The organism is Enterobacter sp. SECR19-1250 (assembly GCF_013391025.1).
Taxonomy (GTDB): Bacteria; Pseudomonadota; Gammaproteobacteria; order Enterobacterales; family Enterobacteriaceae; genus Enterobacter; species Enterobacter cloacae.
In genome coordinates this window covers 1-24,456 of the sequence record NZ_JACASJ010000057.1, presented here as the reverse complement: position 1 = coordinate 24,456, position 24,456 = coordinate 1, and the positions used below count along the sequence as shown (strand labels likewise).

Annotated in this window: 24 protein-coding genes and 1 pseudogene; 8 read left to right on the top strand and 17 right to left on the bottom strand. The window is 54.7% G+C overall.

Going from position 1 to position 24,456, the window contains the following annotated elements:
* Nucleotides 1-28: 28 nt before the first annotated feature.
* Both HX884_RS15420 and HX884_RS15415 read right to left on the bottom strand, forming a co-directional pair.
* Nucleotides 29-718 (bottom strand): LrgB family protein, encoded by a 690-nt coding sequence (locus HX884_RS15420; protein WP_013095078.1) that lies wholly within the window; start codon nt 716-718, stop codon nt 29-31.
* Nucleotides 711-1,121, bottom strand: coding sequence for a CidA/LrgA family protein (locus HX884_RS15415; RefSeq protein ID WP_178328443.1), 411 nt, complete (start codon nt 1,119-1,121; stop codon nt 711-713). The genes HX884_RS15420 and HX884_RS15415 overlap by 8 nt, the downstream gene beginning before the upstream one ends.
* Nucleotides 1,122-1,223: 102 nt before the next feature.
* Between HX884_RS15415 and HX884_RS15410 the strand changes: the two genes are divergently transcribed.
* Nucleotides 1,224-2,144 carry a LysR family transcriptional regulator gene (locus HX884_RS15410; protein ID WP_178328442.1) on the top strand — a complete coding sequence of 307 codons (921 nt, stop codon included), beginning with the start codon at nt 1,224-1,226 and terminating at the stop codon, nt 2,142-2,144.
* 477 nt (nt 2,145-2,621) lie between these two features.
* Here the strand turns inward: HX884_RS15410 and HX884_RS15405 are convergent, their stop codons facing one another.
* From HX884_RS15405 to soxR, 4 genes are all read right to left on the bottom strand, one after another.
* Nucleotides 2,622-4,268: a Na+/H+ antiporter gene (locus HX884_RS15405; RefSeq protein WP_013095075.1), complete on the bottom strand. Its 1,647-nt coding sequence runs from the start codon at nt 4,266-4,268 to the stop codon at nt 2,622-2,624.
* Nucleotides 4,269-4,418: 150 nt separating this feature from the next.
* Nucleotides 4,419-5,768 carry a guanine/hypoxanthine transporter GhxP gene (gene ghxP / locus HX884_RS15400; RefSeq protein ID WP_013095074.1) on the bottom strand — a complete coding sequence of 450 codons (1,350 nt, stop codon included), beginning with the start codon at nt 5,766-5,768 and terminating at the stop codon, nt 4,419-4,421.
* Nucleotides 5,769-6,066: 298 nt separating this feature from the next.
* Nucleotides 6,067-6,738, bottom strand: coding sequence for a glutathione S-transferase family protein (locus HX884_RS15395; protein WP_013095073.1), 672 nt, complete (start codon nt 6,736-6,738; stop codon nt 6,067-6,069).
* 315 nt (nt 6,739-7,053) lie between these two features.
* The gene (gene soxR, locus HX884_RS15390) at nt 7,054-7,512 is read right to left on the bottom strand and encodes a redox-sensitive transcriptional activator SoxR (protein WP_013095072.1); all 459 of its coding nucleotides are present in this window, start codon (nt 7,510-7,512) and stop codon (nt 7,054-7,056) included.
* Between the two features lie 97 nt (nt 7,513-7,609).
* Here soxR and soxS point away from each other — a divergent pair, with 97 nt between their 5' ends.
* Complete coding sequence (gene soxS / locus HX884_RS15385; protein ID WP_013095071.1) at nt 7,610-7,936, top strand: superoxide response transcriptional regulator SoxS; 327 nt, start codon at nt 7,610-7,612, stop codon at nt 7,934-7,936.
* 6 nt (nt 7,937-7,942) lie between these two features.
* On the opposite strand, the gene HX884_RS15380 is transcribed toward soxS, so the two are convergent.
* On the bottom strand, nt 7,943-9,508 hold the full coding sequence (locus HX884_RS15380) for an EAL domain-containing protein (RefSeq protein ID WP_023622182.1): 1,566 nt from the start codon (nt 9,506-9,508) through the stop codon (nt 7,943-7,945).
* Nucleotides 9,509-10,065: 557 nt separating this feature from the next.
* On the opposite strand from HX884_RS15380, the gene HX884_RS15375 reads away from it, so the two are divergent.
* Nucleotides 10,066-10,347: a YjcB family protein gene (locus tag HX884_RS15375; RefSeq protein WP_008503385.1), complete on the top strand. Its 282-nt coding sequence runs from the start codon at nt 10,066-10,068 to the stop codon at nt 10,345-10,347.
* Between the two features lie 62 nt (nt 10,348-10,409).
* On the opposite strand, the gene ssb1 is transcribed toward HX884_RS15375, so the two are convergent.
* Nucleotides 10,410-10,934 (bottom strand): single-stranded DNA-binding protein SSB1, encoded by a 525-nt coding sequence (gene ssb1 / locus HX884_RS15370; RefSeq protein ID WP_003860284.1) that lies wholly within the window; start codon nt 10,932-10,934, stop codon nt 10,410-10,412.
* A 251-nt stretch (nt 10,935-11,185) separates the two neighbouring features.
* Between ssb1 and uvrA the strand changes: the two genes are divergently transcribed.
* A complete protein-coding gene (gene uvrA / locus HX884_RS15365; RefSeq protein ID WP_178328441.1) occupies nt 11,186-14,008 on the top strand; it encodes an excinuclease ABC subunit UvrA in 2,823 nt (940 codons plus the stop codon).
* A gap of 3 nt (nt 14,009-14,011) precedes the next feature.
* Here uvrA and HX884_RS15360 read toward each other — a convergent pair whose 3' ends face one another.
* From HX884_RS15360 to dnaB, 6 genes are all read right to left on the bottom strand, one after another.
* The gene (locus tag HX884_RS15360) at nt 14,012-14,365 is read right to left on the bottom strand and encodes an MmcQ/YjbR family DNA-binding protein (RefSeq protein WP_013095068.1); all 354 of its coding nucleotides are present in this window, start codon (nt 14,363-14,365) and stop codon (nt 14,012-14,014) included.
* A gap of 2 nt (nt 14,366-14,367) precedes the next feature.
* Complete coding sequence (locus HX884_RS15355) at nt 14,368-14,784, bottom strand: secondary thiamine-phosphate synthase enzyme YjbQ (RefSeq protein WP_178328440.1); 417 nt, start codon at nt 14,782-14,784, stop codon at nt 14,368-14,370.
* 112 nt (nt 14,785-14,896) lie between these two features.
* The gene (gene aphA, locus HX884_RS15350; protein WP_013095066.1) at nt 14,897-15,610 is read right to left on the bottom strand and encodes an acid phosphatase AphA; all 714 of its coding nucleotides are present in this window, start codon (nt 15,608-15,610) and stop codon (nt 14,897-14,899) included.
* A 217-nt stretch (nt 15,611-15,827) separates the two neighbouring features.
* Complete coding sequence (gene tyrB, locus HX884_RS15345; RefSeq protein ID WP_038418465.1) at nt 15,828-17,021, bottom strand: aromatic amino acid transaminase; 1,194 nt, start codon at nt 17,019-17,021, stop codon at nt 15,828-15,830.
* Between the two features lie 125 nt (nt 17,022-17,146).
* Nucleotides 17,147-18,226: an alanine racemase gene (alr, locus tag HX884_RS15340; RefSeq protein ID WP_178328439.1), complete on the bottom strand. Its 1,080-nt coding sequence runs from the start codon at nt 18,224-18,226 to the stop codon at nt 17,147-17,149.
* Between the two features lie 16 nt (nt 18,227-18,242).
* Nucleotides 18,243-19,655 (bottom strand): replicative DNA helicase, encoded by a 1,413-nt coding sequence (dnaB, locus tag HX884_RS15335; RefSeq protein WP_013095063.1) that lies wholly within the window; start codon nt 19,653-19,655, stop codon nt 18,243-18,245.
* Between the two features lie 60 nt (nt 19,656-19,715).
* Between dnaB and HX884_RS15330 the strand changes: the two genes are divergently transcribed.
* Nucleotides 19,716-20,699, top strand: a complete 984-nt coding sequence (locus HX884_RS15330; protein WP_013095062.1) for a quinone oxidoreductase — start codon at nt 19,716-19,718, stop codon at nt 20,697-20,699.
* Nucleotides 20,700-20,883: 184 nt separating this feature from the next.
* On the opposite strand, the gene pspG is transcribed toward HX884_RS15330, so the two are convergent.
* Complete coding sequence (pspG, locus tag HX884_RS15325) at nt 20,884-21,126, bottom strand: envelope stress response protein PspG (protein WP_013095061.1); 243 nt, start codon at nt 21,124-21,126, stop codon at nt 20,884-20,886.
* 136 nt (nt 21,127-21,262) lie between these two features.
* Entirely contained in the window at nt 21,263-22,300 is a 1,038-nt protein-coding gene (dusA, locus tag HX884_RS15320; RefSeq protein WP_096897055.1) for a tRNA dihydrouridine(20/20a) synthase DusA, read from the bottom strand.
* A gap of 87 nt (nt 22,301-22,387) precedes the next feature.
* Here dusA and HX884_RS15315 point away from each other — a divergent pair, with 87 nt between their 5' ends.
* The 3 genes from HX884_RS15315 to HX884_RS15305 all read left to right on the top strand — a co-directional run bounded on the left by HX884_RS15315 (nt 22,388) and on the right by HX884_RS15305 (nt 24,197).
* Entirely contained in the window at nt 22,388-23,482 is a 1,095-nt protein-coding gene (locus HX884_RS15315) for a site-specific integrase (RefSeq protein ID WP_032620560.1), read from the top strand.
* A gap of 219 nt (nt 23,483-23,701) precedes the next feature.
* Nucleotides 23,702-23,947, top strand: coding sequence for a DinI-like family protein (locus tag HX884_RS15310; RefSeq protein WP_032620563.1), 246 nt, complete (start codon nt 23,702-23,704; stop codon nt 23,945-23,947).
* Entirely contained in the window at nt 23,931-24,197 is a 267-nt protein-coding gene (locus HX884_RS15305; protein WP_128754880.1) for a hypothetical protein, read from the top strand. Before HX884_RS15310 ends, HX884_RS15305 begins: the two co-directional genes overlap by 17 nt.
* 107 nt (nt 24,198-24,304) lie before the next feature.
* Here HX884_RS15305 and HX884_RS27650 read toward each other — a convergent pair.
* Nucleotides 24,305-24,400 (bottom strand): annotated as a pseudogene (locus HX884_RS27650) (helix-turn-helix domain-containing protein); the annotation flags it as partial.
* Nucleotides 24,401-24,456 lie beyond the last annotated feature (56 nt).

Genomic DNA, 24,456 nt, shown 5'->3' with positions numbered 1-24,456 from the left:
TTGATCCCCGGCCTTCGGGCCGGGGAGTTCAGAACATCACCCACGCCACCAGCGGCGCAATCAGCACCATCAACACGCCGGAAAGCATCATCACCAGGCTTGCTACAACCCCCTCCTGCTGACCCAACTCATAAGAGCGTGCCGTTCCCGCGCCGTGTGACGCCGCGCCAAATCCCGCCCCTTTTGCCAACCCTTCACGGATAGAAAGCCGCAGAAATAGCATGTCGCCTACCGCCATACCGAAGACACCGGTGACAACCACGAACAGCGCCACCAGATCCGGCTGTCCGCCGAGCGGTTTAGCGGCTGCCAGCGCAAATGGCGTCGTTACCGAGCGCACGGCCAGGCTACGCTGAATTTCATCGGGCAGCGTAAACAGCCGCGCCAGCCAGACGGAGCTACAGACCGCCACCACCGTGGCGGTAATCACCCCCGCGCTGAGCGACATCCAGTGACGTTTAATGATATTCAGGTTGTCGTACACCGGCACCGCAAAGGCGATGGTGGCCGGCCCCAGTAGCCACAGCAACCAGTGGGATTCACCAATGTAGTTTTGCCAGGAGATATGGCCAAAAACCAGCATCAGCACCAGCAGGATCGGCGTGAAGACCAGCGGCATCAGCGGCAGCGCGTGAAAGCGACGATACAGGCGTTTGTTGGCAAAGTAGATAACCAGCGTGGCAATCAGGCACAGCACGCTTATCTGGAAGTTAGTCATGTTTTTGCCTGCGGATCTCGAAGCGATAAACCTTGCCCACCACCCAGGCGGTGGCGCCCAGCACCATCAGCGTGCTCAGGGCGATGACCGCGAAGATCCGCCAGCCGTCCACCATCAGCAGTTGCGCATAGTTCACCACCGCCACCACGGCAGGAACAAAGAACAGCAACATCTCTGCCAGCAGCCATCGCGCGCCGGCACGCACCCAACTAAGGGGGATAACGCGGCAGAGAATGAGCGTCAGCATCAACACCATCCCCACCAGGTTGGCAGGCAGCGGCAGATGCAGCCAGCCGACAAGATATTCCGCAAAAACAAACAGTCCCGCGTAGAGCAGTACCTGAACCGGTACCTGGAGTCGTTGCACAACGGCAGGCGTAACACGGCTTAACGCCACGGCCATGGGGGTTTTCCTCAAAAATGAGACGAGGCGCCAGTATAGTGAGCGCACGGTATGGACTGAAATGAATTAAAATCATCGAAGGTATAGTTTCGAGGAATAATCATGGACATAAGAACGCTGCGCTATTTTGTCGAAGTGGTTCGCCAGCAGAGTTTTACCCGCGCAGCGGAGAAGTTATTTGTTACCCAGCCCACCATCAGCAAAATGCTGAAAAACCTCGAAGATGAACTCAACTGTACCCTGCTGATCCGCGACGGACGCAAGCTGTTGCTTACCGATACCGGGCGCGTGGTGTTTGAACGTGGCCTGGCGATCCTGGCCGAGTTTCGTCAGCTGGAAGCGGAGCTAGACGATATTAACCACCTGACCAAAGGGGTGCTGCGCCTTGGTATTCCGCCGATGGTCGGGATGATGATGGCCGGGCCGATTAGCCTGTTTCGCCAGCGTTACCCCGGCGTTGAACTCAAAATTTCGGAGTTTGGTGGATTAACCGTCCAGCAGGCCGTAACCAACGGCGAGCTGGACGTCGCCATGACAGCCCTCCCCGTTGAGGAAGAGAGCGGTCTGGCGACGCTTCCGCTCTTTAGCCATCCGCTGTGCGTGCTGGTTCCCCGCTCCGGCGACTGGTTGAAGCGAGACTCAGTGAAACCTGAACTGCTCGGCGAATACCCTCTGCTGATCTACAACGAAGATTTCGCCCTCAGCCGCCAGCTGATGACGCTGTTTAATCAACATAGCGTGAAGCCGCGCATTGCGGTGCGCAGCGGCCAGTGGGATTTCCTGGCAGCGATGGTGCAGGCAGGCGTGGGGATTGCCATTCTGCCGCAGCCGATTTGCGAGCGTCTGGATAAAAACACGCTGCGCTGGATCCCACTCGAAAGCGATTTGCACTGGCAGTTGGGGATGATCTGGCGAGAAGGGATATATTTGTCGCACAGCGCCCAGGCGTGGCTGCAATGTTGTGAGGGATTTTGGGTGCCCTCACCCTACCCCTCTCCAACAGGGCTGAGGAATCCCCAGTAATTTTTTACCGGAAGTGATGAATGTTGCTTCAGGAAAATGAATGACTTATAGCGACGTCCTGGTCCGGCTGTAAATCGCTGAGGCGTTTCCTGCAGGCCGGGGCGAGGCGCAGGGATGCGCCGAGAGGGCGGCTTTACAGGGACGTTACATCCGCCCGTCCCCGATAAGCCGGAAGGAATAAGCCGAGGGCACCGCGAAGCGGCGATTTACCGCCGGGAGCCCGGGTCGCCAGGGTGGTGGCGACTGAGCCACCCTGGCACGTTCACGGGCTATGTCGTTACAGAGTAGCAAGGAACATAAAGTGAACGGAATTACCTCTACAGCCATATGTTCCCCCTCACCCCAACCCTCTCCCTCAAGGGAGAGGGGGGGCCTCCGTGCAGGCATTATTTTGTGGGGAACCCTCAGCCCACAGGGAGAGGGAACCGATCGCGCACGTAGGCCCGGTAAGCGCAGCGCCACCGGGCAAAAACAGCGTTACTGATTCTCTATCAACAACGCTTCCAGCAGATCCAGATCGTGCAGCAGCTTTTGCAGCGTCTCGTTGCTGATCTGCCGCGTGGCGCGCAGGTGGTACAGCTCGGCACGCTCGGAGCGCAGCGCCGCCAGACGGAACCGGCGCTCCAGGTTCTCCTCCTGCAGCGAGCTTTCCACATCGTTACGGCCGTCAGCCCGGCGACGCAGATTACCAATCACGCGTGAGCTCACTTCCGTCAGCAGCTGATTGTCGATGTTCTCTTCGGCATCGGCGGCCAGGCGCTCTTCCATTTTCTGAATAGCGACAATGGCCACTTCGGCAGTGGCGGCGCGGGCAATCCGCTCCTCTTTATGCTGCTGCGTGGCGTCCCCGGCGTCGATATGCTGCAGCAAAATCGGCAGCATAATCACACCGACAAACAGTGAGAACAGGATCACGCCCGCCGCCAGGAAGACCAGTTCATAACGCGCCGGGAAGACATCGCCCGTCGGCAACAGCAGCGGAATGGAGAGCACACCGGCCAGGGTAATCGCCCCGCGTACCCCCGCAAAGGAGGCAATCAGCAGCTCACGCGTGGTCCACGAACCAAACTCCATCGGCTTTTTCTTCAGGAAGCGCACGCTGAAGTTTTTCATCGTCCACAGCCAGCCGAAGCGCACCAGCATCAGCGCCATGTAGATCAGCACGATGTCGGTAAAGAGCATCCAGACTTCAACGTTCGGATCGGCCTCCGCCGCCACCAGAGAGGATTCCATAATGCCCGGCAGTTGCAGACCCAACAGCAGGAAGACCATGCCGTTGAAGACAAATTCCAGCATTGCCCAGGTACTGTTTGCACGCAGACGCATGGCCAGCGGCGCGCGGCGCATTACGCCGGAGCGGGTAATGGTCATCCCTGCCGCTACCGCTGCCAGAATGCCCGACACGCCAATGTGTTCGGCAATCAGATAGGAGGCAAACGGCAGCAGGAACAGCAGTACGATCTGCGTTGCGGGTTCATCACCGCCCCAGCGGCTGAGGAAGCGCAGCGAGCGGCCATACAGCCAGCTCACCACGAAGCCCGCCAGGATACCGCCAATAGCAACCTTGAAGAATTCCAGGGTCGCGCCACCAACGGTAAAGATCATCGTTCCCATTGCGACGGCCACGGCGAACTTCAGGGCAACCAGACCGGAGGCGTCGTTCATCAGCGCCTCTCCCTGTAAGATGCCCATGATTTTCTTCGGAATCCGCCCTTCACCCACAATGCCGGACAGCGCCACGGCATCGGTTGGCGACAGGACTGCGGCCAGCGCAAAAGCGGGTATTAACGGGATCCCCGGAACCACCCAATAGATCAGGAAACCAATCCCGACCACGGTCACGACGACCAGCGCCAGCGCCAGACCGAAGATCTCGCGCCCATGTTCCAGAAACTCGCGCGTGGGTGTTTTCCAGCCATCGGCAAACAGCAGTGGCGGGATAAACAGCACGAGGAACAGTTCCGGGTCGAACTCAACGTGCAGGCCAAACGTCGGCCACGCCAGCAACGCGCCGATAGCAATTTGCATTAATGGCAGGGGGACCTGAAAGGGCAGTACGCGTGTAACCACCCCGGATAATGAGACCACAAGGGTCATGATGAGTATTGTGAAAAAGATTTCCATGCGTTCCCTGTTTGCTGTGTTACTTATGTACTACGGAAGGCGTCGTGCCTTTTATTCTATCTTCCCCAGAGTAACGCAAAAGGCAACGGGATGAGTCCTGAAAATAAAAACGGGCGGCCTGAGCCACCCGTTTTCGCATCAAAGGACAATTTAGATTGCCCAGCCGCCCGCGTAGAACACCACCAGCGCAACGGCGATAACCACGGTGCCGATGTTCAGCTTGCGCCACTCACCGGAGACCAGGCGACCAATCACCAGCGACGCGAAGCCGATCATGATGCCGGTCACGATGTTACAGGTCAGCACGATAAATACCGCAGTGATCAGGCCTGACATCGCGTCCACAAAGTCCGCAAAGTCAATTTTCGCCACGTTGCTCAACATCAGCAGGCCGACGTACATCAGCGCCGGAGCCGTAGCGTAGGCTGGCACCAGATAAGAGAGCGGAGAGAGGAACAGGATCAGCAGGAACAGCACACCAACGGTAATGGCGGTCAGGCCAGTTTTACCGCCTGCCGCGGTGCCCGCAGCGGACTCAATATAGACCGCAGCCGGAGAAGCCCCTACCAGACCCGAGAAGACGCTGCTCAGGGAGTCGGTGGTCAGCGCTTTGCCACCGTCGATAATCTGACCATCTTTATCCAGCAGGTTCGCCTGACCGGCCACCGCACGGATGGTACCGGTGGCATCAAACACCGCCGTCATCACCAGCGCCAGCACGCTTGGCAGGATCACCGGGTTCAGCGCGCCGACAATATCCAGGCTGCCAATCAGGGAGTTACCGTTGTCATCGCTCAGTGACGGCATGGCAAAAATACCGGAGAAATGCACGGTCGGATCGAAAATCAGGCCAACAATGGACACACCGATAATGGTCAGCAGAATGCCGCCTGGGACTTTCAGTTTTTCCAGACCAATAATCACCGCCAGGCCAATCAGGGACATGATCACCGGGAAGCTGGCGAAGTGACCCAGCGCCACCGGCAGACCGTCCAGCGGGTTCTTAATGACCAGACCCACGCCATTGGCGGCAATCAGCAGCAGAAACAGCCCGATACCGATACCGGTGCCGTGTGCTACGCCGTGCGGCAGGTTGCGCAAAATCCAGCTACGAATGCCGGTTGCCGAGATAATGGTGAACAGCACGCCCATCAGGAAGACGGCGCCCAGGGCAACCGGTACGCTGATGTGTTGGCCCAGCACCAGGCTAAACGCGGTGAAGGCGGTCAAGGAAATGGCACAGCCAATCGCCATAGGCAGATTCGCCCACAGCCCCATTACGATGGAGCCAACACCGGCGACAAGACAGGTTGCAACAAAGACCGCTGCCGGTGGGAAGCCTGCTTTACCGAGCATGCCCGGCACAACGATGACGGAGTACACCATTGCCAGAAACGTTGTCAGACCGGCAACGATTTCCTGGCGCACGGTGCTGCCGCGAGCAGAAATTTTAAAGATGGCGTCAAGTGAACCGCCGGTACGCGCGGATGGCGTAGACATAGAAAACATCCCCTGAGAGTTTTTATAGAAAGTCCGTAAGCGTGGTGGAGACTCCACTGCCAGCAAAACGTCAAATCCTTGTGCTGCGTTTGCGACGAAAAGGGGCGTCACAAAAAAAGCAAACGTTTAGCTCCGCGCTTACAAAACGGGTGGTCGAATTTAGGCAAACGATTATCCAGCCTAATCACCGCCCTTTTCAACTGAACTTTCTCGTTTTTCGCTAAATTTCCCTTATGACGATGAAGAAATAAGCAGAGGATGCGCAAACGTTATCGTTTATGCGCAATGGGGTTACAAATTACGCCTCGCCAGGGATCGTTAACGGCCCGCCCTGTTCCAGGGTTCTCTGCCAGGCAGGACGATTTTCGACCTTTTTCTTCCAGGCATGGGTGTGCGGAAGATCCTCGACACCGCCGCGTGCCAGCAGGGCAAAAATCGGGAAACTCATCTGAATATCGGCCATGCTGAGTGTCTCTCCGGCAAACCAGCTATTTTCAGCCAGGTGAGATTCAATAAAACGCGCGTGGGTTTCGAGCTGGGGGTTGAGATAGGCTTTTTGCACACCCTGACCCAGCGCTTTCCCCAGCGTGCGTATTCCAAACGGCACGGGCGGTTTACCGAGGCTGCTAAATACCAGCTTCATTAACAGCAGTGGCATAAGAGAACCTTCTGCATAGTGTAACCAAAAGCGGTATTGCACCTTGTGGGCAGGATCCAGCGGCTTAAGCTGCGATTCTGCGTCGTAGGTTTCCTGCAGATACTCCAGAATGGCACCGGATTCAGCAAGGATCAGCCCGTTGTCTTCAATGACCGGTGACTTGCCCAACGGATGCACGCGTTTAAGGGACTCGGGAGCCAGCATCGTTTTTTCGCGCTGGTAGTGAACAATCTCATAGGGCAGAGAAAGTTCTTCCAGAGCCCAGATCACGCGGTGTGAGCGCGACTGGTTAAGGTGATGTACCGTGAGCATAGAGGTCTCCTGTTATTCATACTTTTTAACTATAGAAAATTGAACAACACCGCGAAAAATATTCGCCAAAAAAGCGGCCCCGGTGACTGGCGAAAAAGCGGCCCTTACATAGAATTAAAGTGTCAGCACAAACCGGAACCTCCTCAACCAGCTCGACATGAGGGGTGCTGATGTCGGGGGAAACCCTCCCGTGAGCCAGCGGGATAGAGAGAAAGACAAAGACCGGAAAAAACTAAAGCGCCCATATGTGGCGCTTTAGTTCTTTATTATGCTTTGTTGCCGGATAAGGCGCAGCTGCAACCCGGCAAACAGATCTCAATCCTCTTCCAGCAGCCGCGCCCCCGTCCCCTGTTCGCCCAGTTTGTCACCGGGGTTGCGTAACGGGCAATCGCTGCGCGACAAACAACCGCAACCGATGCACCCGTCCAGTTCGTCACGCAGCGCCACCAGCGTATGAATACGCCGGTCCAGCTCCTCTCGCCACTGGGATGACAGCTCTTTCCACTCTTTCGGGCTCAGCGTGTGGCCTTCCGGTAACACGCCGAACGCCTCACCGATGGTGGCCAGGGGAATTCCGATTCGTTGCGCAATTTTAATAATCGCCACGTAGCGGAGCACGTCACGGGTGTAGCGCCGCTGGTTTCCGGCGTTACGGATGCTTTTGATTAACCCTTTACTTTCATAGAAGTGGAGCGCCGATACTGCCACACCGCTTCGCTTAGCCACTTCACCCGGGGTCAAAAGCGCTTTTATTCTCGGCAATCTCTTTTCCATAAAACCTCTTTACCTCAAGTTAACTTGAGGAATTATACTCCCCCACAGAGAAAACGACGAATCAACCAGGAAAGTTGTATCTACAGAGGGCAACCTTATGTCGCATCAGCAAATTATTCAGACACTTATTGAATGGATTGATGAACATATCGACCAACCGTTGAACATTGATGTGGTCGCGAAAAAGTCGGGCTATTCGAAATGGTATTTACAGAGAATGTTCCGGACCGTAATGCACCAGACGCTGGGTGAGTACATTCGTCAGCGCAGGTTACTGCTGGCAGCGCAGGCGTTACGCTCTACGCAGCGGCCTATTTTTGATATCGCGATGGATCTGGGGTATGTGTCGCAACAAACCTTTTCCCGCGTGTTTCGCCGCGAGTTTGACCGCACGCCAAGCGATTACCGTCACCAGTTGAATTAAGGTTTATCAGTGCAAAGGTTGCTGCTGCCAGGTCATAAACTCCTGGGGCGGCATCGCTTTCGCGAAGTGCCATCCTTGACAGAACTGTACACCGCGCTTCAACAACCAGCTTACCTGCTCGGCAGTTTCTACCCCTTCCGCAATGGTTTTGAGCCGCAGGCTCTGCGCCATCTCGATAATATGCTCGGCGATAAGATGGCTGGTGCTGTTGGTGGTTAGGGTGTCGATAAAGGATTTGTCGATTTTCAGAATATCGACATTCAGCGAGTAGAGATTATGCAGGTTCGAGTAACCTGTACCAAAATCGTCGATTGCCACTTCATAACCCGCCTGACGAAAAGCCTGGATAACCGGCGTAGTTTTCGGCACATCAATAAATCCGCGCTCCGTCACTTCGATTTTGATCTGCTGCGCACGCACGGCATAGTGCCGCGCCTTATCGGAAATCATGGCGATCAGCCGCGAAGAGTGAAAATCCGTCGCCGACAGGTTGATCGAAATATAGAGGTCAGGATGCGCGGCCAGGAAATGGCCCAGATCGCTGAAGACCTCTTCTACAACATAATCCGTGATGCGTTCACTCATCCCCTCTTTTTCCGCCAGCGGGATGAATTCCGCCGGGCTCATGACAGGCCCGTTAAAACCAGGCCAGCGTAACAACGCCTCTGCCCCCACGCACTGATTATTCTTGATATCGATGATTGGCTGATAATGGACACAAAGCTGACGTTTATTCAGCGCCCGATGCAGCAATCGTCCTGGGGAGTTCAGCTCACGGTGGGTGCGCGACCAGACCAGCAAAATAATGATGCTACAGATCATTCCCAGCGGCAGCGTCAACGTCGCCTGATGGTAGAGCGTTTCATAGAAGCGTTTATTCGACGTTGAAACGATGGCGGCAATCGGACGTTTATCCGATTTTACCACCGTATAAAAACGGTCATCTTTTTGAAATACCACGTCCTTATCCCGAATCATCGAGTTTAATAAAGAAACGTTGGCTTTCTGACTGACGGAAAAGAAGGCATTCGTTACCGTATCGTACACGCCCCATGAGAGAGAGTGATCGGTGGACATCACTTCACTGTACGAGAGCGGATTAACCACCACGACATAATTCCCGCGCTGCATATATGTCATTTTATAGCCAGTGAAAAATGGCGTATCACGGTAATAATAGATAGCGATATCGGGTTTACGGATGTAATTAGCGGGGGAGATCGCGTAGGGCCGATCCGGGGTAAAAATGGATGAGCAACGAAAATTCTGGCCTTCGGCATAAATTAAATCAGCGATGAACAGACGGCCGCGAACCACGTTCAACATATATTGCCGATGTGACGGCGTACAAACTTTACCCTGATATTTTTCCGCTTCGGCCCGGGCCAGATCAACCTGTTCAATAACCAGTTCAGTTTTGTCTAAAGCCAGTTCAGCAAATGTGCGTAACTGCGCGCTTGTTTCCGACACCGCTCTTAGCTGGGCAAACCATAGCGCAAGCATCACCGGCAGCATAACTACCATGATGATCCCTACCACTCTGAGCATCTTGCGCCGCGCGCTACGATTCATTTCCCGCCCTATATCCCTGCATGTTGTACGCCTGTAGTAATGAAGGCCGGATGCTTTGATAAACAGGTGATTACGTTGCATGAATCATGCGAAGTTAGCAACTGACTTTTAGTATTAAAAATCTTAAATTTCGTTATGACGATAATATTTGTCCGTAAGCTAAACTAAAAGTATTCGTTCCGTTTCTATTAAGGGAAATATTTATCCAGCCTGAACGGGTGTAATTTGATCAATGTTTTATAAACGTTCTGCTATTACCACATTATTTCCAGGATCAGCAGAGAATAAGGCTTCATTTATAAAAAGGCATCGCTGGGAACGCCGTTGCCCTCCTCTACTCGGCCAAAGGAGGTTGCTCCCGGCACGTGGTGGGTTCGCATCCGCCGATGTCGAAGGCAACCCCATCCTGCCGCCTCTCTTTTTCAGCGTAATAAAATCCCCTATCTGCTCGCACAGGCACTGGCGAATAAATCAACAAATGTGATATAGTTCACACATATCATGTAACGAGAAACACTGTTTCATTCAGTTCGTCTGTTTTGGAGAGGATGGGTTTTATGGCAACCATTACGACCAGCATGGTTCTCCTGCGCTGGCCTTTGTTGAGTGCGGTACTGATGTTTTTAGCCAGCACGCTGAACATTCAGTTTCGTAAATCTGACTACGCGGGTCTTGCGGTCATCAGTACGCTGTTAGGACTGGGCGCGGCTTGCTGGTTTGCAACGGGTCTGCTTGGTATCACCCTGCTGGATATTGCCGCCGTCTGGGAAAATATTAAAGTAGTGATGGTTGAGGCAATGAGCCATACGCCACCAGACTGGCCGATGGTAATTACCTGATACCTGACTGAATAAAAAACCCAGACCGATGTCTGGGTTTTTTTATTTTGCATATCCGTGAATCAGAACGGAATATCGTCGTCGAAGTCCATTGGTGGTTCGTTAGACGGTGCCGGAGCGGACTGCTGCTGCGGGCGAGACTGCGCGCCGCCGCTGAACTGGTTGCCGCCCTGTGGCTGCTGAGGTTGGCCCCAACCGCCCTGCTGCTGGCCGCCACCTGCTGGTGCGCCGCCGCCCTGACGGCCACCCAGCATCTGCATGGTGCCGCCTACGTTTACCACCACTTCAGTGGTGTACTTTTCCTGACCGGATTGATCGGTCCATTTGCGGGTACGCAGTTGGCCTTCAATATAAACCTGAGAGCCTTTACGCAGATACTCACCGGCCACTTCTGCCAGTTTGCCAAACAGCACAACGCGGTGCCATTCGGTCTGCTCTTTCATCTCACCGGTTGCTTTGTCACGCCAGGATTCGGAAGTAGCCAGCGTAATGTTGGCAACTGCGCCACCACTCGGCATGTAGCGTACTTCCGGGTCCTGGCCCAGATTACCGACGAGAATCACCTTGTTTACGCCTCTGCTGGCCATGTTCGTGTCTCCTGAATACGTTTCTTAATAGTGTAAACGCGCGAGTGTACCATTTCCACGCGTCAATTTGCATAGTTGCGTGGCGGGTTCAGAAATCTCTCGCGAACTCGACATTGTTACACAGCTAATCAGAAAATGCATTCCAATACTGTATATTCAAACAGGTTAAATTGTGTCATAATTAGCCGTTTCTGACAGCCGTTTGTCCTTCAAACAAACCAGGCAATCCGTGTTCCAACCGGGAAAGGTGAATGGATAAGATCGAAGTTCGGGGCGCCCGCACCCACAATCTCAAGAATATCAACCTCATAATCCCTCGCGACAAACTCATCGTCGTGACCGGGCTTTCGGGGTCTGGCAAATCCTCACTGGCTTTCGACACCCTGTATGCCGAAGGACAGCGCCGTTACGTTGAATCACTCTCTGCGTATGCGCGCCAGTTCCTGTCATTGATGGAAAAACCGGATGTAGACCATATCGAGGGGCTTTCGCCTGCTATCTCTATTGAGCAGAAGTCCACCTCCCACAACCCGCGTTCAACGGTCGGTACCATTACCGAAATTCATGACTACCTGCGTCTGCTGTATGCCCGCGTAGGTGAGCCGCGCTGCCCGGATCACGACGTCCCGTTGGCGGCGCAGACCGTGAGCCAGATGGTGGATAACGTGCTGTCGCAGCCAGAAGGCAAACGCCTGATGCTGCTTGCCCCAATCATTAAAGAGCGTAAGGGCGAGCACACCAAAACGCTGGAAAACCTGGCAAGCCAGGGGTATATCCGCGCCCGTATCGACGGCGAGGTGTGTGACCTGTCCGATCCCCCTAAGCTGGAGCTGCAGAAAAAACACACCATCGAAGTGGTGATTGACCGCTTTAAAGTGCGTGACGATCTGGCGACCCGTCTGGCGGAATCCTTTGAAACTGCGCTGGAACTCTCTGGCGGTACGGCGGTGGTCTCCGATATGGACGACCCGAACGCGGAAGAACTGCTCTTCTCCGCCAACTTTGCCTGCCCGATTTGCGGCTACAGCATGCGTGAGCTGGAGCCACGTCTGTTCTCCTTTAACAACCCGGCGGGAGCCTGCCCGACGTGTGACGGCCTGGGCGTACAGCAGTATTTTGACCCGGACCGCGTGATCCAGAATCCTGAACTGTCGCTGGCTGGCGGTGCGATCCGTGGCTGGGATAAGCGTAACTTTTACTACTTCCAGATGCTTAAATCGCTGGCAGAGCACTATAAGTTCGACGTGGAAGCGCCGTGGGCCAGCCTGAGCCCGAACGTGCACAAAGTGATCCTGTTCGGTTCCGGTAAAGAGAACATCGAGTTCAAATACATGAACGATCGCGGCGATACCTCCGTGCGTCGCCACCCGTTCGAAGGGGTGCTGCACAACATGGAGCGCCGCTACAAAGAGACCGAATCCAGCGCGGTGCGCGAGGAGCTGGCGAAGTTCATCAGCAACCGCTCCTGCGCCACCTGTGAGGGCACGCGTCTGCGTCGCGAAGCGCGCCACGTGTTTGTCGAAAACACGGCGTTGCCGACCATCTCAGACATGAGCATCGGTCACGTAATGGACTTCTTCAACAACCTGAAGCTCTCCGGCCAGCGGGCGAAGATTGCCGAAAAAGTGCTGAAAGAGATCGGCGACCGTCTGAAATTCCTGGTGAACGTCGGCCTGAACTACCTGACGCTTTCCCGCTCCGCAGAGACGCTGTCCGGCGGTGAAGCCCAGCGTATCCGTCTGGCCAGCCAGATTGGCGCGGGCCTGGTGGGCGTCATGTATGTCCTGGACGAACCGTCCATCGGCCTGCACCAGCGCGACAACGAGCGTCTGCTCGGAACGCTTATTCATCTGCGTAACCTCGGTAACACGGTGATTGTGGTCGAGCACGACGAAGATGCGATCCGTGCTGCCGACCATGTGATCGACATCGGCCCGGGCGCGGGCGTGCACGGCGGCCAGGTGGTCGCGGAAGGCACCCTGAAAGACATCATGGCGGTGCCAGAGTCGTTAACCGGCCAGTACATGAGCGGCAAGCGCAAAATTGAAGTGCCGAAACAGCGCGTGGCGGCGAACCCGGAAAAAGTGCTGAAACTCACCGGCGCTCGCGGCAACAACCTGAAAGACGTGACGCTGACGCTGCCCGTCGGGCTGTTTACCTGTATCACCGGCGTATCCGGTTCCGGTAAGTCGACGCTGATCAACGATACGCTGTTCCCGATTGCGCAGACGGCGCTGAACGGCGCGACGCTGGCCGAACCTGCACCGTACCGCGACATTCAGGGGCTGGAACATTTCGATAAAGTTATCGACATCGACCAAAGCCCGATTGGCCGTACGCCGCGTTCCAACCCGGCGACCTATACCGGAGTCTTCACGCCCGTCCGTGAACTCTTCGCCGGTGTACCGGAAGCGCGTTCGCGCGGCTACACGCCAGGACGTTTCAGCTTTAACGTTCGCGGCGGCCGCTGTGAAGCGTGTCAGGGCGACGGCGTGATCAAGGTTGAGATGCACTTCCTGCCGGATATCTACGTGCCGTGCGACCAGTGCAAAGGCAAACGCTATAACCGTGAAACACTGGAGATTAAGTACAAAGGCAAGACCATCCACGAAGTGCTGGATATGACCATCGAAGAGGCGCGCGAGTTCTTTGATGCCGTGCCTGCGCTGGCGCGTAAACTGCAGACGCTGATGGACGTAGGACTGACCTACATTCGTCTGGGGCAGTCAGCGACCACGCTCTCTGGAGGTGAAGCGCAGCGCGTGAAGCTGGCGCGTGAGTTGTCCAAACGCGGTACCGGGCAGACGCTGTACATTCTCGATGAGCCGACCACCGGTCTGCACTTTGCGGATATCCAGCAGTTGCTCGACGTTCTGCATCAGCTTCGCGATCAGGGCAACACTATTGTGGTCATTGAGCACAACCTGGACGTGATTAAAACCGCGGACTGGATTGTCGATCTCGGCCCGGAAGGCGGCAGCGGCGGCGGTGAAATCCTCGTCTCCGGTACGCCAGAGACCGTTGCAGAGTGCGAAGCCTCGCACACCGCGCGCTTCCTTAAACCGTTGCTGTAATTGTCACACGGAGAGTTGCTGTCGGGTCGCTTCCGGCAGCAGCTCAACCGCCTGCTGATAAGACGCGTCCACCAGGTAGTAAATCTGCGACCCCGGGAGTGAACCGTCGAGATAGACCGTACTCCAGTGCGCTTTGTTCAGATGTTTGCTCGGCCGGACGTCGTCGTGCTGCTGACGTAATAGCTCCGCCAGCTCCGGGCTGGTTTTAAGCGACGCCGCCGGGCGGCCTTCCACCTCTTTCACCATCGCAAACAACACATCTCCCACTTTAATCTGCGTGGCTTTCCAGTCGCTGTGAACGCTCTGCTCCGCGCCTGGCTTACTCATGCAGTACTGCAGTAGCTCCGAAATTGTCATCTTTATTCCCCTTGTAGCGTTGCGATAATTTTACGCGAACCACCGTGAATGCGATGTTCTCCCAGCCAGATCCCTTGCCATGTTCCCAGCAGAAGCCGCCCGTTGTGTACCGGCAGCATTAGCGATACGCCCAGCAGAGAAGATTTGATATGCGAAGGCATGTCGTCCGCCCCCTCATAGTCATGCTCGTAGGAGGCGTTGTCCGGAACGGTTTTCAGAAAATGCCGCTCCATATCAGACCGGACGGTGGGATCGCAATTTTCATTAAGCGTGAGAGAGGCCGACGTGTGCTGAAGCAGCAGATGCAGCAAACCCGTTTTGACGCGCGACAGATCGCGGATCTGCCCGATAACTTCATCCGTCACCAGGTGAAATCCGCGAGGTTTAGCGCTTAAGGTCATGGTTTGTTGGTACCACATGTGCTGCTCCGTTATGAAAGTGAATCTTTCTAAGTGTGCAGCAAGAAGACGAAAGGTAAAACCCGCAGCGACGAGATTTGATTAAAAAAGAGCCAAACTCGCCGCCAACGGTTTAATACTCTGAGTTCACAATGACCTCTTCGCCAAACTTCCCGGCCATTGGCAGCGGGCGATAGGTCGAGTTTGAGGCGCGTAACACCCTGATCCCTCTGGCTCCCACATCACGCGCGGCGCTGATATCGTTGTCTGAATCACCGTAGAAGACTTTGATATGTTTCTGCTCCAGCCACTGGGTTTTGGTGTTTTGTCCCGGTTTGTCACCCGCGAAAATCACCGGGTTCATGCTGGCCGCCGGGATCAGGAAATCATCCTGCAGGGTTTTAGAGACGGTTTCCGTTTTGGTCTGGCTGCGTCCGGTAACGAAGTAAATGCTGTCGCCGCGTTTTACATGCATGGCGATAAGCGCGCGGGCCACCTCTTTCGGGATGCTGAATTCGTCCCAGCCGTTGTTCATCTTTTCCCAGAACTCCGGGTTTTTCAGATACGCTTCGCTGTCCGGTGAGTATGTTTTTTTACCGCGCCAGAACCCGGGGCTGGAGAAGAGAACGGTATCGTCAATATCAAAGCCCACGGCCATTGGCGGGCGGCCCATCAGGCTGTTTTCAATCTGGGCTACAGAGACCCAGTGAATGGGGGCTTGTTCAGCCAGAATAGCGGCGGTAGTGCCGGTGTAAAGCGGCGTCGGTGCGGAAGCGCGCGCGACGACCGTACTGTTAAGCGAGAACAATAAGCAGGCGGCGCTGAGCGCCAGTGTGATCTTGCGCATATTTTCCCCTGAATATTCAGTTTGTTATCGTTTTAATTTGAGCGACTGGTCAAAAATCTATCCGACCATAACCCCAGCGGGAGATGAAGGGAAGGAGTTTTTGCTTATGAGGTTGGATAAAAAGAAGAAGATCACAGAATGCCGGGCAACCTGTTTGTGCGGCCTGATGCCCTCATCCCGGCCCTCTCCAACGAGGAGAGGGAGGGTGAGTAAGTACTTACATTACTGCAGCAAATGCCTGCGCCACGCGATGAACGTTGCTGGCATTCAGACCCGCCACGCACATACGTCCGCTGGCAATCAGGTAGACGCCGAACTCTTCGCGCAGACGTTCAACCTGTGCGGCGCTCAGCCCGGTGTAGCTAAACATCCCGCGCTGTTTAAGCAGGTAGTCGAAGTTATGCCCCGGTACGGCCTCTTTCAGCACGTTAACCAACTCCTGACGCATCGACAGAATACGCTTACGCATGGATTCCACTTCTGCAAGCCAGCTGGCTTTTAGCTGTTCGTCTCCCAGCACAGTCGCCACCACCTGCGCGCCAAAGTTTGGCGGGCTGGAGTAGATGCGGCGCACGGTCGCCTTCAGTTGCCCCAGTACGCGACCTGCCGCTTCGGCGTCTTCGCACACCACAGAGAGGCCACCCACGCGCTCGCCGTACAGGGAGAAGATTTTTGAAAACGAGTTGCTGACCAGAACAGGCAGACCGGCGCTGGCCACGGCACGGATGGCATAGGCATCTTCTTCCATCCCTGCGCCAAAGCCCTGATAGGCGATGTCGAGGAAGGGGATCAGGTTGCGCGCTTTCAGCACCTCAATCACCGCATCCCACTGGGCGTTGGTGAGATCTGCCCCGGTCGGGTTGTGGCAGCACGGGTGCAGCAGCACAATGCTGCGCTCTGGCAGGGTATTCAGTTTTTCCAGCAGCGCGTCAACGCGCACGCCGTTGGTTTCACTGTCGAACCATGGATAGGTCGCCACCTTAAAGCCGGCACCCTCAAAAATCGCCACGTGGTTTTCCCAGGTGGGATCGCTGACCCATACCCCTGAATCCGGGAAGTATTTTTTCAGGAAGTCCGCACCCACTTTAAGCGCGCCTGAACCGCCCAGGGTCTGGATGGTTGCCACACGTTTTTGTGCGAGCACCGCGTGATCGGCACCAAACAGCAGCGGCGCGATGGCGTTACGGTAAGTATTGAGCCCTTCCATCGGCAGATAAAGAGAAGCACCGTGCGGGGCGGCGTTAAGACGCGCTTCCGCTTCAGCAACGGCTTTCAACTGAGGAATAATGCCGTCCTCGTTGTAATACAGACCAATGCTGAGATTCACTTTGTCGCTGCGAGGATCTTCTTTGAAACGCTCCATTAAGGAGAGAATGGGGTCGCCGGCGTAGGCGTCAACTTTCTGAAACACGCGATGGTTCTCCGGAATTCGATGAGGCAGGGAATTCAACAATAAACCGGATATGACAGAAGATCGAGCGTTTAACCTGTTCCATGCCGGGTCAGGCAACGCTGCCCCCCGGCATTCACAGCAGTTTAATCGATGTACTTCATCGCCACCCTTGATGTCAGGCGCGTTATAAGTTCGTAAGCACTCACTTTCGTGATTTCCGCGATGCGTTCGACGGGCAAACCGTCACCCCACATCACCACATCGTCGCCCGCTTTATCCTGGGCATCGGGGCCCAGATCTACGCAAATCATGTCCATCGCCACGCGACCGACAATCTTCACTTCGCGGCCATTGACCAGAACCGGCGTACCGGACGGCGCAGCACGTGGATAACCGTCGCCATACCCCATCGCCACCACACCCAGCCGGGTGTCACGCTCGCTGGTCCAGGTGCCGCCGTAACCCACCGGTTCCCCCGCCTTGTGCTCACGCACCGCAATCAGCTTAGACACCAGGGACATCACCGGCTGGAAGCCAAAGTCCGGCCCCCAGGGTCTGTTCTCCAGCGGCGATACGCCGTAAAGAATAATCCCCGGACGCGCCCAGTCGAAGTGCGACTGCGGCCACAGCAGAATGCCACCGGAGGCCGCGATAGAGCGCATCCCCGGCTTGCCTTCGCAGAAGGTGTTAAAGATGTCAAGTTGTTGTTCAGTAGCGCCGCAGTCAGGCTCATCAGCTCGGGCAAAATGGCTGACAATATTTACCGGCTGGCGGACATTTTTGCACTGGCACAGACGCTGATAAAACGCCTGCGCGTGTTCCGGACGTACGCCCAGACGGTGCATGCCCGTGTCGAGCTTCATCCAGACGGTGACTGGCTCGCTCAGCTCAGCGGTTTCGAGGGCGGAAAGCTGTTCTTCGTTGTGTACCGCCGTGTGCAGATGCTGGTCTGCAATGGTCGGCAGGTCTGCAGCCTCAAAAAAGCCTTCGAGCAGCAAAATCGGTTGGGTGACCCCCCCTGCGCGCAGGCGGAGGGCTTCTTCAAGACGGGCAACGCCAAAGGCGTCGGCATCGGGGAGCGTTCGCGCGGTCTCAAGAAGACCGTGTCCGTAAGCGTTCGCTTTCACGACTGCAACAAGTTTACTGGCAGGAGCCAGTTCACGCAGACGTTGCAGGTTGTGTCGCAGAGCGCGGCGGTTAATCACAACAGTTGCCGCTTGCATTTGATTTCCTTAGAAATTACTCATCATCATATTGAGGACCGGCATAGTTGTCGAAACGCGACCACTGTCCGTTAAAGGTCAGACGTACCGTACCGATAGGGCCGTTACGTTGTTTACCGATAATAATTTCGGCGATCCCTTTCAGGTCGCTGTTCTCGTGATAAACCTCATCACGGTAGATGAACATGATTAAGTCGGCATCCTGCTCGATGGAGCCGGATTCACGCAGGTCGGAGTTGACCGGGCGTTTGTCGGCACGTTGTTCCAGGGAGCGGTTAAGCTGTGAGAGCGCCACGACAGGCACATGCAGCTCTTTGGCTAATGCCTTGAGCGAGCGGGAAATTTCCGCAATCTCCAGCGTACGGTTATCGGAGAGCGACGGCACGCGCATCAGCTGAAGGTAGTCGATCATGATAAGGCCAATACCGCCATGCTCGCGGGCGATACGGCGCGCACGGGAGCGCACTTCTGTCGGCGTCAGGCCGGAGGAGTCATCTATGTAGATGTTACGTTTTTCCAGCAGGATCCCCATGGTGCCGGAGATACGCGCCCAGTCCTCATCGTCGAGCTGACCAGTACGGATACGGGTCTGATCCACACGAGAAAGCGACGCCAGAGAACGCATCATGATCTGCTCTGATGGCATCTCCAGACTGAAGATTAAGACCGGCTTATCCTGCAACATCGCCGCGTTTTCGACGAGGTTCATCGCAAAGGTAGTTTTACCCATCGACGGACGCGCGGCGACGATAATCAAATCCGACGGCTGCAGGCCTGCGGTTTTCTTATTGAGATCGTCATAGCCGGTGTTAACTCCGGTAACGCCATCGTGCGGCTGCTGGAAGAGCTGTTCAATACGGGCGACGGTGGCATCGAGCACATCGGCGATGTTTTTCGGGCCTTCGTCTTTATTGGCGCGACTTTCAGCGATTTTAAAGACGCGGGATTCCGCGAGATCGAGCAGGTCTTCGCTGGTGCGACCCTGCGGATCAAAGCCCGCTTCGGCGATTTCATTCGCGACCGAGATCATCTCACGAACCACGGCGCGTTCGCGAACGATGTCCGCATAAGCGCTAATGTTCGCTGCACTTGGCGTGTTTTTCGACAGTTCTGCTAAATAAGCAAAACCGCCAACGCTGTCCAGTTGCCCCTGCCGCTCCAGCGATTCCGCGAGCGTAATCAGGTCAATCGGGCTACCGGACTCCTGCAGGCGCGCCATTTCGGTGAAGATGTGGCGGTGCGGGCGGGTGTAGAAATCGTCGGACACGACGCGCTCGGCGACGTCGTCCCAGCGCTCGTTATCCAGCATTAAACCGCCCAACACCGACTGTTCCGCTTCAATCGAGTGCGGCGGGACTTTTAACCCGGCGACCTGAAAATCACGCTCACGAGGTTCAGTCTGTTTGTTGAAGGGTTTGTTTCCTGCCATAGTGAATGGAGTTACCGAGATAAAGAGTGGGTCGAAAGATTACCACATTCTGGAGGAAGCATGGCAACACGTATTGAATTTCACAAGCATGGTGGCCCTGACGTACTCAACGCGGTGGAGTTTACCCCCGCCGCGCCTGGCGAAAATGAAGTGCAGGTTGAAAATAAAGCCATCGGCATTAACTACATCGACACCTATATTCGCGGCGGTCTTTATCCACCGCCGTCACTGCCGAGCGGTCTGGGTACCGAAGCGGCGGGCGTGGTCAGCAAAGTGGGCAGCGCCGTTAAGCATGTTAAAGAAGGCGATCGCGTGGTGTATGCGCAATCGGCGCTGGGCGCTTACAGCTCCGTGCACAACGTTCCGGCAGACAAAGTTGCCCTCCTGCCCAATGCCATTTCGTTTGAACAGGCCGCGGCCTCCTTCCTTAAAGGGCTGACGGTCTATTATCTGCTGCGCAAAACCTATGAAATCAAACCCGACGAGCAGTTCCTGTTCCATGCGGCTGCGGGCGGCGTAGGGCTCATCGCCTGCCAGTGGGCCAAAGCGTTAGGCGCAAAACTGATCGGCACCGTGGGGAGCGCGCAAAAAGCCCAGCGCGCGCTGCAGGCCGGCGCCTGGCAGGTGATTAACTACCGGGAAGAGAGCATCGTTGAACGCTTAAAAGAGGTAACCGGCGGCAAAAAAGTGCGCGTGGTATATGACTCGGTAGGGAAAGATACCTGGGAAGCGTCTCTGGACTGCCTGCAGCGCCGCGGTCTGATGGTGAGCTTCGGTAACGCGTCAGGCGCGGTGACCGGTGTGAATCTGGGTATTCTGAACCAGAAAGGCTCGCTGTATGTCACTCGTCCATCCCTGCAGGGCTACATCACCAATCGCGAAGAGTTGCTCGAAGCCAGTAACGAACTGTTCTCGCTGATTGCCAGCGGGGTCATCAAAGTGGATGTGGCAGATGCGCAGAAGTACGCGCTAAGCGATGCGCAACGTGCGCATGAGGTGCTGGAGAGCCGGTCAACGCAGGGGTCAAGTCTGTTAATTCCCTGATCCCATAAAAGAAATTGGGCTTCCCTGAGGAAGCCCTTTCTTTTTTTAGTTCGGCTGTATGTAGGGTACAGCTCGATGAATTCTTTAGCGGCAGCCATAGTGACAGATTCGATAAGTAAATCCTATTCCGTTCTAAGCAATGCCGCCGGAAAAGTTGCAGGTATGTGACGAACCCCTCAATACCTTAGTAACGAAAGCGGTTATTACGCTGATAAGTGGGTAGTTTTGGTGATTTAATCGCCCGTATAACCCACACTACCGCAACGGCCAGCAGCAGCCACGGCAGAAGTTTGATCGTCAGGGCAAATAATCCGCCAATAAACATGACCACTGTCGCCACCACAAGCGCTGCCAGAATGCCGAGCAGCGACACGCCGGTGGCTAACAGCATGACAAAAAAGCCAATCACAAAAAGCAGTTCCAGCATGGTTCTCTCCCACGAGTTCCCGAATGATGTCGCAATCATTACAAGATCCATGCCAACCCTAACATGTTGTTATAAAAGCAAAACGCCCCGCAAGGCTGTGCGGGGCGTGGTGAATTTGACGAATTTTTAGCGAGATTTATCGTTTATCTGCAACCAGGCGTAGCGCCTGTTCCAGCACTTCGATATCCGCGCCAGCTTTATGCGCGTTCTCGCTCAGATAGCGACGCCACTGGCGTGCACCCGGGATCCCCTGGAACAGGCCAAGCATATGACGCGTGATATGGCCAAGGTAAGTGCCGTTACTCAGCTCACGTTCAATGTACGGATACATGGCCCGTACCACGGCAACAGGGTCGGTGTCTGCGCCTTCAACACCGAAGATCTCGCGATCGACCGTCGTCAGAATACCCGGATTCTGATATGCCTCGCGACCGACCATCACACCATCCATATGCGCCAGATGTGTTTTGGCCTCGTCGAGCGACTTGATGCCACCGTTGATCGACATGGTCAGGTGCGGGAAGTCCCGCTTCAGTTGATACACACGCGGGTAGTCCAGCGGCGGAATTTCGCGGTTCTCTTTCGGGCTAAGGCCAGAGAGCCAGGCTTTACGCGCATGGATGATAAACATCTCGCACTCGCCCTTTCCGGCAACCGTATTGATGAAATCACACAAGAATTCGTAGCTGTCCTGGTCATCAATACCGATACGGGTCTTCACCGTCACCGGAATGGAGACCACATCACGCATCGCCTTGATGCAGTCCGCTACCAGCTGTGCGTTCCCCATCAGACAGGCGCCGAACATGCCGTTTTGCACGCGATCGGACGGACAGCCAACGTTAAGGTTAATTTCGTCGTAGCCACGTTCTTCTGCCAGCTTCGCACAGTGCGCCAGCGCAGCCGGATCGCTGCCACCCAGCTGCAGGGCAACCGGATGCTCTTCTTCGCTATACGCCAGATAGTCGCCCTTACCGTGAATAATTGCACCGGTGGTGACCATTTCGGTGTACAGCAGCGTATGGCGGGAGAGCTGGCGCAGGAAATAGCGGCAGTGTCTGTCCGTCCAGTCGAGCATAGGAGCCACACTAAACCGACCACTCCAGTGATTGCCAGAATTATCAGATGTCGCGCTGGTTTGGTTGGTTTTTATCATTTCAAGATTACCGTGCATTTTTTGACATTTACGTATATTTTTCTCTCATTGGGTTCCCACTCAGGACCCCACACGCATGGGAACCTGTTCTAACGAGATGAGCGAATGGCCTATTATAACATAGAGAAACGACTTAAAGCCGACGGCACTCCCCGCTATCGTTGCACCGTCCTGATCAAAGAAAAGGGCGTTGTTACACACAGAGAGAGCAAAACATTTCCAAAGCAGGCGCACGCAAAAACCTGGGGAAATCAGCGCGTGCAGGAGCTGGATCTTCATGGGCTCCCATCATCCGGCGACGCAACAGGAATCACCGTTCGTGATCTGCTGCAAAAATACATCAACGATCCAAACGCTGGTGGCAAATCGGGGAGAACAAAAAGCTACGTCCTGAATATGCTCGTCGATTGTGATATAGCAGCCATCCCCTTGCTCTCACTGACCGCAAATGATGTGATAGAGCATTGCCGACTTCGGAATAATGCAGGAGCAGGCCCGGCGACCGTGAGTCATGATGTCAGCTACCTTGGAAGCGTGCTGGATTGTGCAAAGCCTGTGTACGGCATTAACTATACCAGCAACCCGGCAAAAGAGGCCCGCCCTCACCTTCTCAAACTTGGGCTGATTGGGAAATCAAATCGCCGTAGCCGCCGGCCAGCATCTGAAGAACTGGACATGCTGATCGAAGGATTAAAACAACGTTCAGAACACAGAGCCTCAAAAATCCCGTTCGTAGACATTCTGATGTTTTCAGTTTTATCGTGCATGCGTATTGGCGAAGTTTGCCGCCTGCGGTGGGATGATATCGACGAAAAGCAAAAATCTGTGCTCGTGAGGGACAGGAAGGATCCACGGAAGAAGGAAGGCAATCATATGAATGTCGCTTTGCTCGGAGAGGCATGGGATATCGTTCAGCGGCAGCCGCGCAAATCAGAGCTGATCTTCCCCTACATTAGCGGCTCAGTAACTGCTGGTTTTCAGAGGGTAAGAAGCGCGCTTGGAATTGAGGATCTGCGTTATCACGATATGAGGCGGGAAGGTGCGAGTCGACTTTTTGAAGCCGGATTCAGTATTGAGGAAGTTGCCCAAGTGACGGGTCATAGATCATTGAATGTACTGTGGCAGGTTTATACAGAGCTATTCCCTAAATCGCTGCACGCCAGACTTGAACAACTACAAAAATCCAGAAGCAGCGACTAAACGAAATGCTGCGCTGTAGGTTCAACTCCCACCAGCCCACCAATCGACAAAAAATATTAAATAAAACCAATCTCTTACGGTTGGTTTTTTTATACCTGAAATTTGGGCGGGAAAAAACTGGGGAATAATTAGGGTGTTACACCGACATGTAAAACCTTGACACTGTATGTATAACCAGCTAAATATTAACTGTATATCCAACCAGTAAAAGGAGGTTTTATGCGTGTCGAAATCAGTATTGCAAAAGAGAAGTTCTCGAAGCTTCCCAGCAAAGCTCCAGCTGCGCTGCAGGCTGAAATGGAAAGGCGCTTAAGCAAGGAATACCAGGATGTTGAGGTTATCGTTAAACCAGCCGGAAGCGATGGCCTGTCAGTTCTTCGGACGGTCGATAAGGACTCAGCCAAGAAGAAGGTTGAAAATGTACTGAAAGAAACATGGGAGTCCGCTGATGACTGGTTCTTCTAATATGGACAATATTATCATCGCAGGGGCGCGCATCTACTTCCCGCCTGACAACCGATTGCCGAATGCCTCAGGTGATATGCTCACCTTTGCTGTTGTCCGTGATCCAGACACCATCCCGGATTATTTGCTTTTCGTTCATAAAGACGGTCAATGGGAGCTTGCCTCGCCCCGTTTTTTCAAAGAAGCGGCCCATGCCATATCCACTGCAACCAAAATTGCAAGCAGTCGTTTCCCGAACGTTACCTGCTGAGTGATCGTTGATAAAATCCTCACTGGCTGGTAACAATTCAATACTCGCACTATCGAAAGACCACCAGCCAGCCGCCGTTCAACACAAAGAAATAGCGGCTATCAACTTCATTTGGTTACTGGGAATTTTTTATATAGCGTACACATGGCAATATTGAACTGTGAGGCTATTTCTTTTCTGCTGACCCCTTTCTTCAGCATTACTGCGACTTTGTTGAATAAATCGAACTTTTGCTGAGTTGAAGGATCAGATCACGCAT

Coding starts and splice junctions, on each gene's coding strand:
- alr (WP_178328439.1), bottom strand. CDS start 18,226: ATGCAAGCGGCAACTGTTGTGATTAACCGCCGCGCTCTGCGACACAAC.
- HX884_RS15330 (WP_013095062.1), top strand. CDS start 19,716: ATGGCAACACGTATTGAATTTCACAAGCATGGTGGCCCTGACGTACTC.
- HX884_RS15305 (WP_128754880.1), top strand. CDS start 23,931: ATGACTGGTTCTTCTAATATGGACAATATTATCATCGCAGGGGCGCGC.
- dnaB (WP_013095063.1), bottom strand. CDS start 19,655: ATGGCAGGAAACAAACCCTTCAACAAACAGACTGAACCTCGTGAGCGT.
- HX884_RS15315 (WP_032620560.1), top strand. CDS start 22,388: ATGGCCTATTATAACATAGAGAAACGACTTAAAGCCGACGGCACTCCC.
- HX884_RS15395 (WP_013095073.1), bottom strand. CDS start 6,738: ATGCTCACGGTACATCACCTTAACCAGTCGCGCTCACACCGCGTGATC.
- HX884_RS15360 (WP_013095068.1), bottom strand. CDS start 14,365: ATGACAATTTCGGAGCTACTGCAGTACTGCATGAGTAAGCCAGGCGCG.
- soxS (WP_013095071.1), top strand. CDS start 7,610: ATGTCGCATCAGCAAATTATTCAGACACTTATTGAATGGATTGATGAA.
- HX884_RS15375 (WP_008503385.1), top strand. CDS start 10,066: ATGGCAACCATTACGACCAGCATGGTTCTCCTGCGCTGGCCTTTGTTG.
- ghxP (WP_013095074.1), bottom strand. CDS start 5,768: ATGTCTACGCCATCCGCGCGTACCGGCGGTTCACTTGACGCCATCTTT.
- HX884_RS15410 (WP_178328442.1), top strand. CDS start 1,224: ATGGACATAAGAACGCTGCGCTATTTTGTCGAAGTGGTTCGCCAGCAG.
- pspG (WP_013095061.1), bottom strand. CDS start 21,126: ATGCTGGAACTGCTTTTTGTGATTGGCTTTTTTGTCATGCTGTTAGCC.
- HX884_RS15310 (WP_032620563.1), top strand. CDS start 23,702: ATGCGTGTCGAAATCAGTATTGCAAAAGAGAAGTTCTCGAAGCTTCCC.
- soxR (WP_013095072.1), bottom strand. CDS start 7,512: ATGGAAAAGAGATTGCCGAGAATAAAAGCGCTTTTGACCCCGGGTGAA.
- HX884_RS15355 (WP_178328440.1), bottom strand. CDS start 14,784: ATGTGGTACCAACAAACCATGACCTTAAGCGCTAAACCTCGCGGATTT.
- HX884_RS15405 (WP_013095075.1), bottom strand. CDS start 4,268: ATGGAAATCTTTTTCACAATACTCATCATGACCCTTGTGGTCTCATTA.
- ssb1 (WP_003860284.1), bottom strand. CDS start 10,934: ATGGCCAGCAGAGGCGTAAACAAGGTGATTCTCGTCGGTAATCTGGGC.
- HX884_RS15420 (WP_013095078.1), bottom strand. CDS start 718: ATGACTAACTTCCAGATAAGCGTGCTGTGCCTGATTGCCACGCTGGTT.
- uvrA (WP_178328441.1), top strand. CDS start 11,186: ATGGATAAGATCGAAGTTCGGGGCGCCCGCACCCACAATCTCAAGAAT.
- aphA (WP_013095066.1), bottom strand. CDS start 15,610: ATGCGCAAGATCACACTGGCGCTCAGCGCCGCCTGCTTATTGTTCTCG.
- dusA (WP_096897055.1), bottom strand. CDS start 22,300: ATGCACGGTAATCTTGAAATGATAAAAACCAACCAAACCAGCGCGACA.
- HX884_RS15380 (WP_023622182.1), bottom strand. CDS start 9,508: ATGAATCGTAGCGCGCGGCGCAAGATGCTCAGAGTGGTAGGGATCATC.
- HX884_RS15415 (WP_178328443.1), bottom strand. CDS start 1,121: ATGGCCGTGGCGTTAAGCCGTGTTACGCCTGCCGTTGTGCAACGACTC.